Origin of the sequence: Streptomyces drozdowiczii (assembly GCF_026167665.1) — a bacterium.
GTDB lineage: Bacteria > Actinomycetota > Actinomycetes > Streptomycetales > Streptomycetaceae > Streptomyces > Streptomyces drozdowiczii_A.
On the sequence record NZ_CP098740.1, the window covers coordinates 6,056,146 to 6,073,154 of the forward strand.

The following is a 17,009-nucleotide window of genomic DNA, read 5'->3' on the forward strand; positions in this document are numbered from 1 at the left end:
CTGCCGGGGATCTCGCCTTCCGGACCTGGCGCGCCGATCATAGATTTTCAGGCATGACTCCCCAGCCCGGCGCCCTCGCCGCCCACCCGGTCCTGAGCGTGCCGCCCGCCGAACCCGCCGACGCCGTCGCCTACTTCGGAGCCTCGCTCGCCTTCCACGCCGATGTCTCGGACGTCGCGGCGGCCCTGGCCGCCGGGGGAGACCCCGGCTTCGTCCTGCTCGATTCCCGGTCCACCGAGTCCTGGGACCAGGGGCACATCCCGGGCGCCCTGCACCTGCCGACCGCGCTCGTCGCCGAGCAGGCACCCCGGCTCCTCGACCCGGCCGTGCCGGTGGTCACGTACTGCTGGGGACCCGGCTGCAACGGCGCCACCCGCGCCGCCCTCGCCCTGGCCAGGCTCGGTTACCGGGTCAAGGAGATGCTCGGCGGCTTCGAGTACTGGGCGCGCGAGGGATTCCCGTACGAGACCTGGGAGGGGGAAGGGAGGCGCGCCGCCGACCCGCTGACCGCGCCGGCCGGCACGGACGACTGCGGCTGCTGACGGCGGCCGGGCCCGGGGACGGCACCCCGGGCCCGGCCGCACCCGGTCAGAGCTTCGACAGCTCGTCCACCAGGTCGTCCAGACCCAGCGGGCCCTGGGACAGGGCCGCCATGTGCCACGCCTTGAGGTCGAAGGCGTCACCGTGCGCCTTCCGGGCGTTCTCCCGGCCCAACAGCCAGGCGCGCTCGCCCAGCTTGTAGCCGATGGCCTGGCCCGGCATCGAGAGGTAGCGGGTCAGCTCGCTCTCCACGAAGTCGGCGGGCCGGCCGCTGTGGTTGCCGAAGAACTCCTGCGCCAGCTCCGGCGTCCACCGCTCACCCGGGTGGAACGGCGAGTCGGCCGGGATCTCCAGGCCCACATGCATGCCGATGTCCACGATCACCCGGCAGGCGCGCATCATCTGCGCGTCCAGATAGCCGAGCCGGCGCTCCGCGTCGGGCAGGAAGCCCAGCTCGTCCATCAGCCGCTCCGCGTACAGCGCCCAGCCCTCGGCGTTGGCGCTGACGATGCCGATCGACGCCTGGTAGCGCGACAGGCTCTCCGCCACGTGCGCCCACTGGGCGAGCTGGAGGTGGTGACCGGGCACGCCCTCGTGGTACCAGGTGGACACCAGGTCGTACACCGGGAAGCGGGTCTCGCCCATGGTCGGCAGCCAGGTGCGGCCGGGCCGCGAGAAGTCCTCGGAGGGGCCCGTGTAGTACGGGGCGGCGGCGCCGCCGGGCGGCGCGATCCGCGACTCCACCCGGCGCACCCGCTCGGCCAGTTCGAAGTGCGTCCCGTCCAGCGCGTCGATCGCCTCGTCCATCAGGCCCTGGAGCCACGCCTGGACCTCGTCCACGCCCTCGATGTGCTTGCCGTGCACATCGAGATGGGCCAGCGCCTCCCAGGGGCCCGCGCCCGGCAGCACCTTCTCGGCCTCGGTCTTCATCTCGGCGAGCAGCCGGTGGTATTCGGACCAGCCGTACGCGTACGCCTCGTCCAGATCCAGGTCCGTGCCGTTGAAGTAGCGCGACCAGCGGGCGTACCGCTCACGGCCCACCGTGTCGGGCTCGCCCTCGATCCCGGGGGCGTACACCTCGCGCATCCAGTGGCGCAGCTCGTCCAGCGCGCCGGTGGCCTGCGCGGCGGCCTCGTCCAGCTCCGCGCGCAGGCTGTCCGGGCCGCCGGCCGCGAAGTCCCGGAAGAAGCCGTTCGTGCCGTCGCCGACCCACTCGTCCAGCTGCCCGAGGAACGTGGCGGTGGCACGCGGACCGCCGTGCAGCTTGCGTTCCAGACCGAGCGCCAGGGACTCCTGGTAGCCGGCGAGCGCCGCCGGAACGGCCCGCAGCCGCTCCACGACGGCCGCCCAGTCCTCGTCCGTCTCGGTCGGCGTCACCGTGAACACCTCACGGATCGAGTGCGCGGGGGAGTGCAGGTTGGAGACGGCCCGCAGCGCCTCGTCCGCCTCGTGCACGGCGAGTTCGGCCGTCAGCCGCTCCCGCAGCAGCCGGCCGCAGCGGCGCTCGGCGTCCTCGGCGGCCCCGGGCAGCTGCTCCGCGCGGTCGAGCCGGGCGAGCGTGTCCCGGGCCAGCGCGGCCAGTTGTTCCTGGCCGGCGGGGGAGAAGTCGGGAAGGCGGCGCGAACTTGCCGCGACACCGAGGTAGGTGCCGGAGATCGGGTCGAGTTCGATGAAGGCGTCGACGTAGGCGTCGGCGATCTGGCGCGGCAGTGCGCTGCTGGAAGAGTCAGACATGCGTACATCCTCGTACGGGGAGGGCCCTCGCGTCACTATCAATCGGCGGGACGGACCTGACCGGGGGCCGGAACCGTCACCCCCGGCACCGGTGGGAGCAGCGGTCCGCACTCCCACTGCTGGAAGATCAACCGCGTCTCCACCCGGGCCACTTCGCGCCGCGAGGTGAACTCGTCCAGCACGAGCCGTTGCAGATCGGCCGTGTCCGCCACGGCCACATGCACCAGATAGTCGTCGGGGCCGGTCAGATGGAACAGGGCCCGGGACTCCGGCAGCGACCTGATCCGCTCCACGAACGGCCCGATCAGCTCCCGTCGGTGCGGCCGTACCTGTACGGACAGCAGCGCCTCCAGACCCCGGCCGAGTCTGGCCGGATCCAGCCGCAGCTGGTGACCGAGGATGACACCGGTGCGGCGCAGGCGGGCCACCCGGTCCAGACACGTCGAGGGCGCCACGCCGACCTCGGCCGCCAGCTCCCGGTACGTGGTCCGGGCGTCGTTCTGCAACAGCCGCAGAATGTGCAGATCGACCGTGTCGAGAGCGACGGATTCAGTCATTCGGCGAACGTAGCACGGCCTTTGGGCCGCACCTTCCGGTGAGCGTTCAGAGTGCGCGCATGGACAACGAATCCGTGCTGCCGCCCTCGACCACCCCGTCCCGGGCGCTCGCCACCGAAGCCGTGCACGCCGGACGCGACGACCTCGCGGCCCTCGGCCTGCACGCCGCACCGATCGACCTGTCGACCACCTACCCCTCGTACGACTCCCGCGCCGAGGCCGAGCGGATCGACGCCTTCGCCACCACCGGGGCCCGCCCGGACGGCCCGCCGGTCTACGCACGGCTCGACAACCCCACCACCGGCCGCTTCGAAACGGCACTCGCCCGGCTCGAATCCACCGCGAGCGCGGTGGCGTTCGCCAGCGGCATGGCCGCGCTGACCGCCGTCCTGCTGGCCCGCGCGAGCGTGGGACTGCGCCATGTGGTGGCCGTGCGGCCGCTGTACGGGTGCAGCGACCACCTGCTGGGCGCCGGGCTGCTGGGCACCGAGGTGACCTGGACGGACCCGGCGGGCATCGCGGAGGCGATCCGGCCCGACACGGGTCTGGTGATCGTGGAGACCCCGGCCAACCCGACCCTGGCCGAGGTGGACATCCGGGCCGTCGCCCACTCCTGCGGTTCGGTTCCGCTGCTGGTCGACAACACCTTCGCGACGCCCGTCCTCCAGCGTCCCGTCGAGCACGGGGCGCGGATCGTGCTGCACAGCGCGACGAAGTACCTGGGCGGGCACGGTGACGTGATGGGCGGAGTCGTCGCGTGCGACGAGGAGTTCGCCGCCGTGCTGCGCCGGATCCGCTTCGCCACCGGCGGGGTCCTGCACCCGATGGCCGGCTATCTGCTGCTGCGGGGCCTGTCCACCCTGCCGGTGCGGGTCCGGGCCGCCTCCACGAGCGCCGCCGAACTCGCCCGCCGGCTCTCCGCCGACCCCCGGGTGGCGCGGGTGCACTACCCGGAGATCGGCGGCGCCATGGTCGCGTTCGAGGTGTACGGAGACCCGCACCAGGTGATCGCGGGGGTGCGGCTGATCACCCCGGCCGTCAGCCTCGGCAGCGTGGACACCCTCATCCAGCACCCGGCCTCCATCAGCCACCGCATCGTGGACGAGGGAGACCGGCACGCCTCCGGCGTCGGAGACCGGCTGCTGCGGATGTCGGTGGGCCTGGAGGACGTCGAGGACCTGTGGGCCGACCTGTGCCAGGCGCTGGGCGGCGGCGATTCCGTACGCGGTGGGGTCAGTGCTCGGCCTGTTCGTACGGCGGCAGCTGCGGCAGGGGGCGCGCCGGGGTCGCCGCGAGGCGTGCGGTGATCACGAGCGTGCCCTCCTCGATCTGGTAGTCGAGCGGCAGCGAGAGCGCGCGCATGGCGGCCACCATCCCGGTGTTGGACGCCTGGGTGACGGCGTAGACGTTCTCGCAGCCGGCCTCGACGGCCAGCGCCACCAGGCGGGCCAGCAGCTCGGAGCCGATGCCGCGCCGCTGCCACTCGTCCTCGACCAGGAGCGCCACCTCGGTCTCGTCGCCGTCCCAGAGCAGGTGGCCGAGGGCGACCATCCGCCCGGACGCCGTCTGCACGGCGAGGGTACGGCCGAAGCGCGGGCTCAGCAGGTGGTCCAGATAGCGGTCGGCGTCCCGGACCGGGCCGTGGTAGCGCAGCCGCAGGGTCTGCTCGGAGCACCGCCCGTGCATCTCCACGGCCGCGTCGAGGTCGGCCCGGTCCGCCCGGCGCACGGTGATCTCGTCGCCCTCGGGCAGCCTGAGCACCTGCTCGCCGCGCGGGACCCGGGGGCCGAGCCGGGCGTCGAGCTCCACCAGCGCACGGGCCCGCGCGAACTCCGTGGGCGTGAACGGCAGATAGGGCCGCTCCACGGTGATGACGCCGCCCGACGGGTCGCGCAGCCGCATCACGGTCTCCTCCAGCACCCCTTCGACCGGGGCGGTCTCACCGGTGGCACGCCCGGTCACGGAGACGGCGGGCAGCGAGTGGATCGTGCACCGCCCGAGCAACTGACGCAGAGCCAGCGGAAGTTCGGCGGCGTCCAGGGCGGTACGGGTGGCGAGGCCGAGCAGCCGGGTCGGGGCGTCCACCAGGTCGTGGGCGTCGGCCCGCTCCGTCCAGGTGGAGCTGCCCCCGGCGGCGGCGACCGCGCGCGACAGCTCCCGGGCCGGCAGCGACGCGGGCACCCTCAGCAGGAACTCGTCCACGGTGCCCCGCGCCAGCGGGTGCGTCTGGAGCGTGAGGATGTCGATGCCGTGCCGGGCCAGCACCGTGCACAGCGCGGCCAGGCTCCCGGGGACGTCCCGCACGGTGGTCCGCATCCGCCACAGCACGGTCTCGCCGGGGGCGGCGGAGGTGTCGTGGGCATCGGATGCGGCGGTGGTATCGGTGGCCGGTGCGGGAGGCGGCGCGTGGCTGTGGCGCCGTGCCCACCAGGTGTGGAACGCGGCCGTCGCGGTCAGGGCCACGGCCGAGGCGATGAGCAGGTAGGGGCCGTCCGGCTGGTGCCCGATCAGGTTGGCGATCGCGTCGGCGACCGCCACCGCCGTGAACAGCGCGGCGAGTTCGATCACGTCCCGCCGCCAGTGGTGGGGGCGGCGGGCACTCTTCGCGGATGTCACATCAGTCATGAATCCACTGTGACCGTACGGTGTTGCCTGATCACGAACGCTTTGTGACCGATGGGTTAAAGGGCGATCCGGCTTCCCGTCGTCGGTTTCGAAGGCGTTGGAGGGGCGTTTCGCGGGGCGCCCCGGGGAGCGGCGCCCCGCACGGGTCTCACCCGGTCCCCGCCCGGCAGGCCGTCTCCAGGCGTATCGCCTGCCGCACCAGCTGGGTCGTCCCGCCGCGCGCGGCCGTCTCCGCGAGCCCCGGGACCGGCCCGGTCTTCGGAGGGCCGCAGCGCTCCGCGCACTCCGCCGCCACGGCGAGCAGATCGCTCAGCCCCCGGGGCGCCCGCTCCCGCGCCAGCAGCGCGGGCAGCACCGGCACCAGGAAGGACAGGACCGTCCGGTACGCCCCGGTCCCCGCAGCCGTCCGTGCCGCGTCCGCCAGCCGCCCCGGCTTGACCGAGTCCCGCTGGATCAGCCGCGCCAGCTCGCCGCCGAGCAGCTCCGCGTCCAGCCGGCCCCGGGCCGCCAGCACCAGCAGGGCGTCCACCGCCGAGAGCCGGTCCTCCGCGTCCCGGGCGCCGAGCCCGTACGCCAGGGCCAGATGCACCGCCCCGGCGGCGGGTCCGCCGGTCTCGGCGAGCGCGGGCAGCAGCCAGGTGGTGCCCCGCTGCTCGTCCACGCACGACGCGACGGTGGGCAGCAGCCACGCCGCCAGGGTCTCGCCGTCCTCGGGAGGACGGCGGTCCAGTGCGGCGACTCCACGAACCAGTGGTAGCAGCGGTGGTTGAGCGGGGCGTGCGGGCTGCCGAGCCAGTGGAAGGTCCGGGGAAGCCGCTGCTGGACGAGGCGGTTCCCGTCGGTGGACAGCAGCACCCGGCGCACCGTGGTCACCGTCTGCCGCAGCCAGTCCCGGGCTACGGGCACATCCGTCTCCACATGCTGGGGCAGCACGGTCGCCACCGGCTGGTCCGCCCGGAGCCATTCCGCCAGCCGGTCGCCCTCCGCCGTGCCCAGCGCGGCGGCCCGCTCCGCGGCCTTTTCCTCGCCGGTGCGCCGCACCCGCAGCAGGGCCTGCGCGAAGTCCACCGGCCCCGCCTTGACGCCCAGCTCCCCGTATCCGCGCAGCCGCTCCACCAGCTCCGGGGCGTCGATGGCCCCCGTGTGCCAGGTGGGCGTGGCCAGCAGATACGGCAGCGTGCCCGCCCCTACCACGGCGGCGGCCTCCCACAGGCGGGCGTACACGATCGCGTCGAGAGCCGCGTGGCAGCAGGTGCCCTTCGCCTCCCCGCGGGTCTGTCCGTCGTGGACGGCGCGCCGCGAGATCCGCCCGAGCAGCGAGGCCGCGACGAGGTGCAGGCCGTCGCCGCCGCGCAGCATCCGCCGGTCGACGTCGTCCCGGGGGGCCTTGGCCCACCACTGTCCGGCGAGTGCGGACTCCAGGGCGGTGATCAGCTCCTCCCGGCCGCTGTGGGCCTGCCGGACCAGCCCGTCCAGCGCCCGTTCGAACGCGCTGACGTCCTCCTGGTCCGACCGGAGCAGGACCGCCGTCACCTCCTCGGTGAGCTCGGCCACGGACGCCGCCGGCGGGCCGAGCGGGCGCGGGGCCGGGGGCGGCGGCAGGATCTCCTCGTAGGCGGCGGTCCCCGGCGCGTCCTCCAGCAGCTCCCCGAAGACCGCGCGCGCCGTCTCCCGGTGCACCGGCGCCAGCAGCGAGGCCATCCCGGCCGCCTCCGCGCGGACCTCCGGAGAGGCGGCGGGCAGGGCGCGGGCGGCCAGCTTGAGCGCCCGCTCCTGCGCGTCGGTGTCCGGATGCCCGAAGGCGTCCGCGATCACCGGCACCAGCTCGTCCGCCGCCGAAGGCTCCCGGCGCAGCACCTTGCCCAGGTGGATCAACTGGGCGCGCACCAGCTTCTTCTCCGTACGGAAGAGCACCCCACCGGAGACCTCCGCCAGCTGCCGGACCGACAGCGCCCCCCGCGCGTCGAGCCGGGCCAGCACCTCTTGGGCGTGTCCGGCCACCGGGGAGGGCCCGTCGGCCGCCATCGCCATCCAGTCGGCGACCCGCGCCGCCTCCTCCTCGGCGGTCGGAGCGAGCCCCCGCACGACCAGCAGGCAGAAGCGGAGATCGGTGGGCTTCCCGCCCCGCAGCAGCCGCGCGGTGCAGCCGTCGAGCAGGGCCGCCCGGTCGAGCCGCCCCTCCGCCACCAGCGCGGTCAGCGCGGCCGGCCAGTACTCGTCGGGGGAGCCGCTGTCGACCCAGGCCACCACCGAGGGCAGCTCCGGCATGGTCAGGAGATGCGGCACGAGGACGTCGAGACGGGCGTCCGCCCGCAACACATCGAGCAGGGGCTTACCGGAGCCGCCGTGCCATCGCGCGCTGTTGACCCGCTCCGCCCACGCCCGGACCATGCCGTCCGAGACGGGCAGCGGACAGCCCGCCCGGCGGGCCAGCTCCTCGACCAGCCGGTACTCCGCCTCGGACTCCACGGCGCGCGCGGCCAGCCGGCGGGCGAGATCGGCGAGCCAGTCCGGCTCGCGGTCGCCCAGCACCTCCAGGACCCACGGGTACGGCGAGTGCACCCAGTCCCGCATGTCCCTGGCGCCGAGCCAGGTCGCGCAGCCCGCCGCCCCGGTGTGGCAGCCCGCACCGGCCACCAGGATCGCCTTGCGGACCCGGGTGCGCTCGCCCCAGCGCCAGCCACGGGCCTCCTTGCGCAGCGCCTTCAACTCCTCCAGGGCCGCCTTGCGTCCGCCCCGGTCGAGCCGGGCCAGCAGGGGCCGGATGTCGTCCGTGCGGCCCTCGCGGACCGCGTCCAGCAGGGTGGTCATCGCGCACCCCCGGCGACCGCCGCGCCACGGCGGACCATCCGGACCGCGAGGGCGTGCTTGCACGGGCCCCGGCGGCCCCGGTAGTCCGCCCACCACTGGCAGGTGCAGCTCAGCGCCCCCGACCGCTCACGGACCTGGTAGCGCCGGTCGCCCGAACGCACCGCCGCCAGCTCGCCGTCCAGGACCACCGCCCCCTCCCGGGCCAGCCGCCGCGCCGCGACCAGCCGGGGATTGTGCCGCTCGGCCCGGTCCGCGTCGTACGGCAGCTCGCGGTGGAAGTACGCGGCGTCCGCGAGGTCGTAGCCCACCCGGCCGGCCGTGCCCAGCCGGACCAGGGCGGCCCGGACCCGCTCCACCGGAAGGCCCGCCTGCTCCGCCAGCCGGTCCGGCTCGATCCGGGGCTCCCACGCCAGCAGCACCGACACCAGCTCCGCGTCGGCCGCCGCTTCGTCCGTGGCCAGCGCCTCCAGGACGCCGCCCTCGCCGGAGAAGCCGCGCGAGGCGTCGGGCGACAGCGTCAGCGTGAGCCGCATTCCGGGCAGCACGACCTCCCAGGCGCTCGCGGCGGCCGCGCCGTCGGCCGGCGGCCCGTACACGCGGAGCGCCGACGCGTACCGCAGGACCCGTTGCAGGGCGGTCAGCCGCTGCGGTCCGGGAAGGCAGACGGCACCGGGCACCGGCCTGGTCGTGGGCCGGAGCGTCCGCCCGGCGGGGACCACCCACCGGGCGCCGCGCGCGGCCGCCCCCGAGGACGTGGGCAGCGACCTCAGGAACCGTACGGCCTCCGCCGCCGGGAGCTCCGCCCGCAGGTCGAAGGCGGCGGACGCCACCTGCGCCTCCGCGAACCCCCGCAGCCAGCGGTCCGGCAACGGCACCTTCTTCTCCACGACGGCACCGCCCGTCGTGGTCACCGCCATCTCGTCCGGGCCCACCCGCAGATGCAGCGGCTCGTCGCCGCCCATCCGGGACAGCGCCTCCCGCAGCGGATGGTTCACGTCCACATTGGTGGTGCCGTGGCCCGTCTTCACGCCCTCCAGACCCTCGCCGAGCACGTCGAGCCGCGCGTACACCCCGCAGCAGCCGGAGAACGACTCGAAGCGCAGCCGGTCCCCGTTGCCCGTCACCACCGGGTCCAGCGAGGCCGCCAGGGTCCGCTGGTAGTAGCGCGCGGCGGCGACGTCCGCGACCGCGAGCAGCCCCCGCGCCGCTATCTGCGGCGAGGCCAGGAACCCGGAGAAGAACCGGGGATGCGCCTCGGCGCCCTGCGGTGTGGAGCCGCCGGCCGTCTCCAGGCCGAGCGATCGCCCGGCCCCCGAGGAGGCCAGGACGGAAGGACGTGAGTAGGCCAGGGCCTGCACGGTTCGGGTCATGGAAAAACCGTAGAACCCACCACTGACAATCGGTCATCACCCCAGGTCAGCAGCGCTATTGGGCAAGGTCGGCCAGCGCCCGCACCCCGCGCGCGATGTCGGCCGGCGCCAGATGGGCGTAACCGAGGACGAGGCGTACGCAGCCGTCCGCCGGCCGCTCCGTCCCGTACTCGCGCAGCAGCCGCACCGCGACCCCGGCACCCGCCGCGCGCTCGGCGAACTGCTCGTCCGGGCCCCAGCGTCCGGGGAGCCGCGCGATGGCGTGCAGCCCCGCCGCGACCCCGCTCACCTCCGTGCCCGGGATGTGCTCGGACAGGGCCCGCGTGAGTACGTCCCGGCGCTCCCGGTAGGCGCGCTGACAGCGCCTCAGCTGACGGTCGTAGCCGCCGCCCTCCACGAAGTCGGCGAGCACCGCCTGTTCGAGGGACGGGTTGCCGAGGTCCATCATCCGCTTCCGCTCCACCAGTTCGTCGGTCATCGACGCGGGCGCGATCAGCCAGCCCAGCCGGAGCCCGGGAGCCAGCGACTTGCTGACCGAGCCGGTGTACGCGACGGATTCCGGATCGAGGCCCTGGAGGGCGCCGACCGGGGCGCGGTCGTACCGGAAGTCACCGTCGTAGTCGTCCTCGATCAGCAGCCCGTCCACCTCTCGCGCCCACTCCAGGAGCCGGCTGCGCCGGGCTGCGGAATACGCCACTCCGGTCGGGAACTGGTGGGCCGGAGTCGTCACCGCGGCCCGCACCCCGGAACGTTTCAGCGGCTCCAGGGCCAGGCCCTCCGCGTCCAGCGGGAGCATGGCGGTCGCCACCCCGGCGGAGGCGAAGAGCGCCGTGTGCTCCGGGCTTCCGGGGTCCTCCACCCGACCGTGCGCACCCCGCGCCCGTGCAGGACGAACCCGAGCAGCGTCGTCGCCTGCGCGACCCCGGAACACACCAGCAGCCGTTCCGGATCGGCGACCACCCCGCGCCGCCGCGTCAGCAGCGCGGCCAGGGCCACGCGCAGCTCCGGCAGACCGCGCGGATCCGGGTAGCCGAGCGCGCCGTGCGGCAGCCGGCCGAGCACCGAGCGGTGCGCGGCGGCCCAGGCGCTGCGCGGGAAGAGGGAGAGATCCGGCGTCCCCGGCCGGAAGTCGACCCGCACCCTGAGAGCGCGCGGCGCCAGATCCCGCGCACCGCCCGCCGCCGCCCGAGCCGACCCGCTCACCCAGGTCCCGCGCCGCGCCCGCTGCGCAGATAGCTCTCCGCGGTCAGCTGCTCGTACGCCTCGGTCACCAGACCGCGCGAGACCCTCAGATCGGCGGCCAGCTCACGGCTGGACGGCAGCCGCGTCCCCGGCGCCAGGCGGCCGGAGCGGACCGCCTCGCGCAGCGCCGACTGGAGCGCCCGGCCACGGCCGCGCGCCGGAGCCGACGCCACCGGAAGCAGCAACTCCCAGGCCGTCGAAGCGGACGCGCGGTCCGAACCGCTGCCACCGGAAGGCGAATTGGTCCCCGAAGCCGTCATGGAAGTGGACCTTAAACCGAACCACCGCGCTCCCTAGCGTCGGTGCCATGAACGCGATCTCTCTGCGCGGCGCCTTGCTCGCCGCCTTCGCCTGCGTCCTCGTCGGCGCCTCCTTCACCGCCAACAGCGTCCTCGGCGACTACCCCTACGCGGGCGGCCAGGCGCTTCGCTACGGCCTCGCGGCGCTCCTCCTGCTGCCCCTGATCCACCGCCCCGGGGAACCCCGCCCCGCCGCCACGCTCCGCCTGCTCACCGGGCGGCAGTGGGGGCGGCTCGCGCTCCTCGCCGCCGTCGGCATGGTCGGCTTCAACTTCGCCGTACTGGCCGCCGAACGCTCAGCGGAACCCGCGGTTCCGGGCGTCTTCGTCGGCTGCGCCCCGATCCTCGTCGCCGTCCTCGTGCCCCTCCTTGAAGGACGCAGGCCCACCCGGCCCGTGCTGTACGCGGCGGGGCTGGTAGCCGCCGGGGCGTTCACGGTCCAGGGCTGGGGGCGCACCGACCTGAGCGGCATCCTGTGCTCCGTCGGCGCGCTGGCCGGTGAAGTGGGCTTCGCCGTGATCGCGGTGCCGGTGCTGCGCCCGCTGGGTCCGAAGCTGCTGTCCGCGACCGTGTGCGCCATCGCGGCGGCCGAGTCGACCGTCCTCGGCCTGGTGCTGGACGGCGGCGGCTTCCTGCGCCTGCCGACCGGGGCCGAGGCGCTGGCGCTGGTCTGGCAGGCGGCCGTCGTGACGGTCATCGGCTTCGTCTGCTGGTACATGGGCATGCAGCGCATCGGTGCCGAGCGCGCCACCCTCTTCTCCGGCCTCATCCCCGTCTCCGCCGCGCTCACCGCCCCGCTCGTCGGCACCGGTTCCTACGGCCTCGCTCAGGCCGCCGGATCCTGCCTCGTGGGCCTCGGGGTGGCGATCGGCTCGGGCGTGCTGGGGCGGCGCGGCGCGACCGCCCCGCAGGCGGAAGCCCCCGCTCCGAAGGCGGACGCCGGGCCGCGCGCGGTGCGCCGGTCCGCGAACGTCCTGTGAACGCTGTGCGGCGCACCGTCCATTCACAGGGTCTCCGGCGCAGGATTGGTCTTGACCAAGGGGTTGCGCCGTCCTATGGTCTCAACGTTAAGACAGGAACCTTTAATAAATAACGTCGCGGAATAAGCCGCTGGGCGATTGCGGAGGACAGGGTGGGGACCACGCAGCTGGAAACGGTGCAGGAGCCGAAGTACTGGCACCTCAAGACCGTGCTCAGTGAGGCACTCGACTCGGACTTTGCGGTGGGGGAGATCCTTCCCAACGAGCGTGAGCTCGCCGCCCGGTTCGGCGTCGCCCGGGCCACGCTCCGGCAGGCCCTGGAACAGCTCGAACTCGAAGGCCGGCTGCACCGCCGCCGGGGCGTCGGGACCACCGTCGCCCCGCCCCGCGTCGGCGTGGCCGTCTCCACCGCCCGCAACGACTGGACCGACGGCGGCGCAGACACGGCCTGGCAGCCGGTGGACTGCGAGAGCGCTCCCGCCCCGGCCGCCGTCGCCGCGACGCTGAACGCCGGCGCCGAGGAGCCCGTGCACATCGTGCGCCGCATCCGCACCAGCCACGGCCAGGTGGTCGCCGCCGAGCTGCTCTACGTGCCGTCCTCCTCCGTGCCGGAGCTGTCCGGGATAGACGCCCCGTCCGGCGCGGCCCGCGCCCGCAACGTCGTCCGCGAACTGCACCGCCTCGGCCTCGACGGCCAGGACCGCTCCGTCGAGCTGGGCTCCGCCCGCGCCGACGACGCCAAGGAGCTGGACCGGCTCCCCGGTGCCCCCGTCCTCGTCGTCACCACCCGCTACCTCGCCGCCGGCGGCACGGCGGCGGTCTCGGTCGCCACGTACCGGGCCGACACCTGCCGGCTCACCTTCGGCGACTCGGGCGACCTGGAGATCAGCCACCCGGCCGAGGAGCGTCAGGCTTCCTGACCCCCGAGCACAAGCCGGCACCCACGGCCCGTCGCGTTCAGCGGCGGGCCGTCACCGTTCCCTCGACGGCGAACAGCTGCTCCTCCACATGGTCGAGCGCGAGCCGCAGCGCACCGGTCGCCACCGCCGCCTCGCCGAGGAGCGACAGGCACACCCGGGGCGGGCGCAGGCAGTAGCGGGCCAGCTCGCTCCGCAGCGGGTCCAGCACCCCGTCCAGCCCGGCGGCCCAGCCCCCGACCACCACCAGCTCGGGGTCGAGCGCCAGGACCAGCGCCGCCACGTCGTGCACCAGGCGCTGGATGAACCGCTCCACCGCGGCCCGCGCCTGCTCGTCCCCGTGCCGCGCCTTCGCGAAGACCGCGGCCACCGCCTGCTCGTCCAGCGGGTCCAGCGGGGTGTCCGTCGTGGACAGCAGGTGCTCCGGCGTCACGTCCCGGCCGAGCAGATGCAGCGCGCCGATCTCCCCGGCCGCCCCGCCGAACCCCCGGTGCAGCCGCCCTCCGATCAGGGAACCGGCGCCCGGGCTCAGCCCCGCGAGGACGAACACGATGTCGTCGGACTCCGTGGCCGCGCCCTTCCAGTGCTCGGCGACGGCGGCGGCGTTGGCGTCGTTCTCCACGAGGACGGGGCAGCGGAAGGAGCGCCTCAGCCGCTCGCCCAGGGGCAGGCCGGTCCAGTCCGGCAGCGCGGTGCCCAGCCGCACGGTCCCGTCGGCCTCCACGATGCCCGGACTGCCCACGCCGACCGCGCGCAGGCTGCTGCGGGCCACGCCGGTACGGCGCAGGACGTCGGCGACGACGGCCCGGACCCGGTCGAGGCGGTCGTCGGCACCGGCGGTCTCGGACACCTCGCGGGAGCCGGCGCCGATGATCCGGCCGTCCAGCCCGGAGAGCAGTGCGGAGACGCGGTGCGGGCCGATCTCGATACCCAGCAGGTGCCCGGCCTCGGCGCGGAAGCGGAAGCGGCGGGCGGGACGGCCCTGGCGGCGGGTTTCGGCCCCCTCCGGAGCGCACTCCACGACCAGACCCGCCTCGAAGAGCCCTTCCACGACGCCTTCTACCGTCGGGCGGGAGAGGCCCGTGATCCGGGTCAGGTCCGTGAGGGTCGAGGAGGAAGCGCCCCTGAGGGCATGGAGTACCACCGCGGAATTGATCCGCCGCAGCAGCGAGGGATCCCCGCCGGTCAGCCGGCCCACGGTGTGTCCTCCCAGCTAGTGCGCATGTCAGGCGGATCGTACTCGCTGCTCAGGGGGGAGGCGACCGAGGGATGCGAAGCCGTTAGGAAGGCATGCGGCGGGTCGGCCGCGGTCGCCGCGGACCCGGGTGCGGCGACCGGTGCCATCTTCTGCGGCACACCGTCCAGTTGGTGCCCGGCGGGTGCCAACTGGGGGTGTGCCAGCCGGAACGAGGTGGCTGAAATCATCTCAAAGTACGGAGCGGAGCCCCGATTGTCAGTGGGGGAAGGTTTACTGACGGCATGACCACCGCACATCACCTCCGCCTCATCGACGGGATGCGCACCCGGGAGTTCCCCGCGCAGCGCGTCCGGTCGGATTCGGGAGTCAGCGGTCCCGGTTACCACACGGCGTTCCTGTACGTGGACGATGTCTGGGAGGAGGACGAGGCCGGCCGGCTGGAGCGCCGCGCCCAGTGCCTCGCGGACCACGAGGCACTGGTCACCCTGCTCGGCAGCCGCTGGGGCGAGCCGCAGCTGGTCAGTCTGTTCAGCGCCCAGGAGCGGATGCTCGCCGGTGAGGAGATACCGCAGCCGTGGGCGGACACGGTCGCGGGCTGCGAGTACCTGCGCCTCTGGTACATCGAGGAGCGCTGGATAGCGCTGGCCCTCTATCTGGAGGAGGGCGGCTCCGGCTGCGAGCTGAGCGTGGTCGTGACGGAGACCGACCCGCCCTGAGGGCCGTCGGCCTCCACGGCCGCGCGCAGCCGCGCGTACTCCTCGGCCATGGTGGCGGCCGTCCAGTGCGCGTTGAGGCCGCTGGGGTTGGGCAGCGCCCAGACCCGGGCCCCGCCGACCGTCCGCTCCTGCGGCCCGATCCGGGCCCGGCGCTCACCGAACGCGGTGCGGTACGCGGTGATGCCGACAACGGCCAGCCACCGCGGGCGCAGCCGCTCGACCTTGGCGGTCAGGATCCGCCCGCCCTCCCGGAACTCCTCGGCGGACAGCTCGTCGGCCCTGGCGGTGGCCCTGGCGACCACGTTGGTGATGCCGAGCCCGTGGTCGAGCAGTTGGGCCTGCTCGGCGGGGGCCAGCCGGCGCGGGGTGAAGCCCGACAGATGGAGCACCGGCCAGAAGCGGTTGCCGGGGAAGGCGAAGTGGTGGCCCGTCGCCGCCGTCGTCAGGCTCGGGTTGATCCCGCAGAACAGGACGCGCAGGCCGCCCGCGACCACGTCGGGAACGACGCGGTCGCGGGCGGCCTGGAGTTCTTCGGGCGTCATCTGCGGGGACGGTTCGGCGGGTCGCCGTCAGAGGATGGAGCCGGGCGCGTAGCCGGCGGCCTCGGGGTGCTGCTTGGTGATCTCCTCGATCCGCGCGACGAGCGCGGTGACCTGGTCGCCGGCCGCCCCGGTGAAGGACAGCTTGTCCGCCATCAGCTCGTCCAGCTGGGCGCGGTCCAGCGGGATGCGCTCGTCGGCCGCGAGCTTGTCCAGCAGCTCGTTGCGCTCGGTGCCCTGCTCGCGCATGGCCAGGGCGGAGGCGACGGCGTTCTCCTTGATGGCCTCGTGGGCGACCTCGCGGCCGACTCCGGCGCGCACCGCGCCCATCAGGACCTTGGTCGTGGCGAGGAACGGCAGGTAGCGGTCCAGCTCGCGGGCCACCACGGCCGGGAAGGCGCCGAACTCGTCCAGCACCGTCAGGAACGTCTCGACCAGCCCGTCGAACGCGAAGAACGCGTCCGGCAGGGCCACCCGGCGTACCACCGAGCAGGAGACGTCGCCCTCGTTCCACTGGTCGCCCGCAAGCTCGCCGGTCATCGAGGCGTAGCCGCGCAGGATGACCATCAGGCCGTTGACGCGCTCGCAGGAGCGGGTGTTCATCTTGTGCGGCATCGCGGACGAGCCGACCTGACCGGGCTTGAAGCCCTCGGTGACCAGCTCGTGGCCGGCCATCAGCCGGATGGTCTTCGCCACCGAGGAGGGCGCCGCCGCGAGCTGGACGAGCGCGGTCACCACGTCGTAGTCGAGCGACCGGGGGTAGACCTGGCCGACCGAGGTGAAGGCGTGCGCGAAACCGAGGTGCGCGGCGATGCGCTCCTCGAGCTCCGCCAGCTTCCCGGCGTCGCCGCCCAGCAGGTCCAGCATGTCCTGCGCGGTGCCGACCGGGCCCTTGATGCCGCGCAGCGGGTAGCGGCCGAGCAGGTCCTCGAGGCGGCCGTACGCCACCAGCAGCTCGTCGGCCGCGGTCGCGAAGCGCTTGCCGAGGGTGGTCGCCTGCGCGGCCACGTTGTGGGAGCGCCCGGCGACGACCAGCTCGCGGTACTCGGCGGCCAGCTTGCCGAGGCGGGCCAGGACGGCCACGGTGCGGTCGCGCATCAGCTCCAGGGAGAGCCGGATCTGCAACTGCTCGACGTTCTCGGTGAGGTCGCGCGAGGTCATGCCCTTGTGGACGTGCTCATGACCGGCGAGGGCGTTGAACTCCTCGATCCGGGCCTTCACGTCGTGCCGGGTGACCTTCTCGCGCTCGGCGATCGAGGCCAGGTCGACCTGGTCGAGGACGCGCTCGTAATCGGCGAGGGCGGCGTCGGGCACCTCGATCCCGAGGTCCTTCTGGGCGCGCAGCACCGCCAGCCACAGCCGGCGTTCCAGCTTCACCTTCTGCTCGGGGGACCAGAGGACGGCCAGCTCCGTGGAGGCGTAGCGGCCGGCCAGGACATTGGGGATGCGAGGCTTCGCAGACACAGCAGTCACGTCCATGG

14 protein-coding genes and 1 pseudogene are annotated in these 17,009 nt (G+C 74.2%); 5 read left to right on the forward strand and 10 right to left on the reverse strand.

What is annotated here, in order from left to right; genetic code table 11:
- Window positions 1–53 precede the first annotated feature (53 nt).
- Complete coding sequence (locus NEH16_RS27605) at window positions 54–542, forward strand: rhodanese-like domain-containing protein (protein ID WP_265545616.1); 489 nt, start codon at window positions 54–56, stop codon at window positions 540–542.
- Window positions 543–588: 46 nt separating this feature from the next.
- Here NEH16_RS27605 and NEH16_RS27610 read toward each other — a convergent pair whose 3' ends face one another.
- Together NEH16_RS27610 and NEH16_RS27615 are read right to left on the reverse strand one after the other, a co-directional pair.
- Window positions 589–2,274 carry a DUF885 domain-containing protein gene (locus tag NEH16_RS27610; protein ID WP_265545618.1) on the reverse strand — a complete coding sequence of 562 codons (1,686 nt, stop codon included), beginning with the start codon at window positions 2,272–2,274 and terminating at the stop codon, window positions 589–591.
- A 38-nt stretch (window positions 2,275–2,312) separates the two neighbouring features.
- Window positions 2,313–2,831 (reverse strand): Lrp/AsnC family transcriptional regulator, encoded by a 519-nt coding sequence (locus NEH16_RS27615; RefSeq protein WP_073968956.1) that lies wholly within the window; start codon window positions 2,829–2,831, stop codon window positions 2,313–2,315.
- Window positions 2,832–2,890: 59 nt separating this feature from the next.
- On the opposite strand from NEH16_RS27615, the gene NEH16_RS27620 reads away from it, so the two are divergent.
- Window positions 2,891–4,138: a trans-sulfuration enzyme family protein gene (locus NEH16_RS27620; RefSeq protein WP_265545619.1), complete on the forward strand. Its 1,248-nt coding sequence runs from the start codon at window positions 2,891–2,893 to the stop codon at window positions 4,136–4,138.
- Here NEH16_RS27620 and NEH16_RS27625 read toward each other — a convergent pair.
- From NEH16_RS27625 to NEH16_RS27640, 5 genes and pseudogenes are all read right to left on the reverse strand, one after another.
- Window positions 4,065–5,447, reverse strand: coding sequence for a GNAT family N-acetyltransferase (locus NEH16_RS27625; protein WP_374215635.1), 1,383 nt, complete (start codon window positions 5,445–5,447; stop codon window positions 4,065–4,067). The two genes, NEH16_RS27620 and NEH16_RS27625, sit on opposite strands and share 74 nt — an antisense overlap.
- 157 nt (window positions 5,448–5,604) lie before the next feature.
- Window positions 5,605–5,985, reverse strand: a complete 381-nt coding sequence (locus NEH16_RS33740; RefSeq protein ID WP_343299522.1) for a hypothetical protein — start codon at window positions 5,983–5,985, stop codon at window positions 5,605–5,607.
- Entirely contained in the window at window positions 5,910–8,267 is a 2,358-nt protein-coding gene (locus NEH16_RS27630) for a DUF6493 family protein (protein WP_343299523.1), read from the reverse strand. The genes NEH16_RS33740 and NEH16_RS27630 overlap by 76 nt, the downstream gene beginning before the upstream one ends.
- Window positions 8,264–9,637, reverse strand: coding sequence for an SWIM zinc finger family protein (locus tag NEH16_RS27635; RefSeq protein ID WP_265545621.1), 1,374 nt, complete (start codon window positions 9,635–9,637; stop codon window positions 8,264–8,266). The genes NEH16_RS27630 and NEH16_RS27635 overlap by 4 nt, the downstream gene beginning before the upstream one ends.
- A 55-nt stretch (window positions 9,638–9,692) precedes the next feature.
- Window positions 9,693–11,139: pseudogene (locus tag NEH16_RS27640) on the reverse strand (PLP-dependent aminotransferase family protein).
- 47 nt (window positions 11,140–11,186) lie between these two features.
- On the opposite strand from NEH16_RS27640, the gene NEH16_RS27645 reads away from it, so the two are divergent.
- Together NEH16_RS27645 and NEH16_RS27650 are read left to right on the forward strand one after the other, a co-directional pair.
- Window positions 11,187–12,158, forward strand: coding sequence for a DMT family transporter (locus NEH16_RS27645; RefSeq protein ID WP_265545622.1), 972 nt, complete (start codon window positions 11,187–11,189; stop codon window positions 12,156–12,158).
- Window positions 12,159–12,310: 152 nt separating this feature from the next.
- Window positions 12,311–13,078, forward strand: coding sequence for a GntR family transcriptional regulator (locus NEH16_RS27650; protein ID WP_265545624.1), 768 nt, complete (start codon window positions 12,311–12,313; stop codon window positions 13,076–13,078).
- 37 nt (window positions 13,079–13,115) lie between these two features.
- Here the strand turns inward: NEH16_RS27650 and NEH16_RS27655 are convergent, their stop codons facing one another.
- Complete coding sequence (locus tag NEH16_RS27655; RefSeq protein ID WP_073968949.1) at window positions 13,116–14,273, reverse strand: ROK family protein; 1,158 nt, start codon at window positions 14,271–14,273, stop codon at window positions 13,116–13,118.
- A gap of 281 nt (window positions 14,274–14,554) precedes the next feature.
- Here NEH16_RS27655 and NEH16_RS27660 point away from each other — a divergent pair, with 281 nt between their 5' ends.
- Window positions 14,555–14,989: a hypothetical protein gene (locus NEH16_RS27660; protein WP_265545627.1), complete on the forward strand. Its 435-nt coding sequence runs from the start codon at window positions 14,555–14,557 to the stop codon at window positions 14,987–14,989.
- Here the strand turns inward: NEH16_RS27660 and mug are convergent.
- A complete protein-coding gene (mug, locus tag NEH16_RS27665; RefSeq protein ID WP_073968947.1) occupies window positions 14,923–15,531 on the reverse strand; it encodes a G/U mismatch-specific DNA glycosylase in 609 nt (202 codons plus the stop codon). The genes NEH16_RS27660 and mug overlap by 67 nt on opposite strands.
- Window positions 15,532–15,558: 27 nt before the next feature.
- A complete protein-coding gene (gene purB / locus NEH16_RS27670; RefSeq protein ID WP_199879196.1) occupies window positions 15,559–17,001 on the reverse strand; it encodes an adenylosuccinate lyase in 1,443 nt (480 codons plus the stop codon).
- Window positions 17,002–17,009: the final 8 nt, after the last annotated feature.

Bases quoted from the DNA above. Each gene is read 5' to 3' on its own strand.
- NEH16_RS27605 (WP_265545616.1), top strand. From the start codon at position 54: ATGACTCCCCAGCCCGGCGCCCTCGCCGCCCACCCGGTCCTGAGCGTG.
- NEH16_RS27610 (WP_265545618.1), bottom strand. From the start codon at position 2,274: ATGTCTGACTCTTCCAGCAGCGCACTGCCGCGCCAGATCGCCGACGCC.
- NEH16_RS27615 (WP_073968956.1), bottom strand. From the start codon at position 2,831: ATGACTGAATCCGTCGCTCTCGACACGGTCGATCTGCACATTCTGCGG.
- NEH16_RS27620 (WP_265545619.1), top strand. From the start codon at position 2,891: ATGGACAACGAATCCGTGCTGCCGCCCTCGACCACCCCGTCCCGGGCG.
- NEH16_RS27630 (WP_343299523.1), bottom strand. From the start codon at position 8,267: ATGACCACCCTGCTGGACGCGGTCCGCGAGGGCCGCACGGACGACATC.
- NEH16_RS27635 (WP_265545621.1), bottom strand. From the start codon at position 9,637: ATGACCCGAACCGTGCAGGCCCTGGCCTACTCACGTCCTTCCGTCCTG.
- NEH16_RS27645 (WP_265545622.1), top strand. From the start codon at position 11,187: ATGAACGCGATCTCTCTGCGCGGCGCCTTGCTCGCCGCCTTCGCCTGC.
- NEH16_RS27660 (WP_265545627.1), top strand. From the start codon at position 14,555: ATGACCACCGCACATCACCTCCGCCTCATCGACGGGATGCGCACCCGG.
- mug (WP_073968947.1), bottom strand. From the start codon at position 15,531: ATGACGCCCGAAGAACTCCAGGCCGCCCGCGACCGCGTCGTTCCCGAC.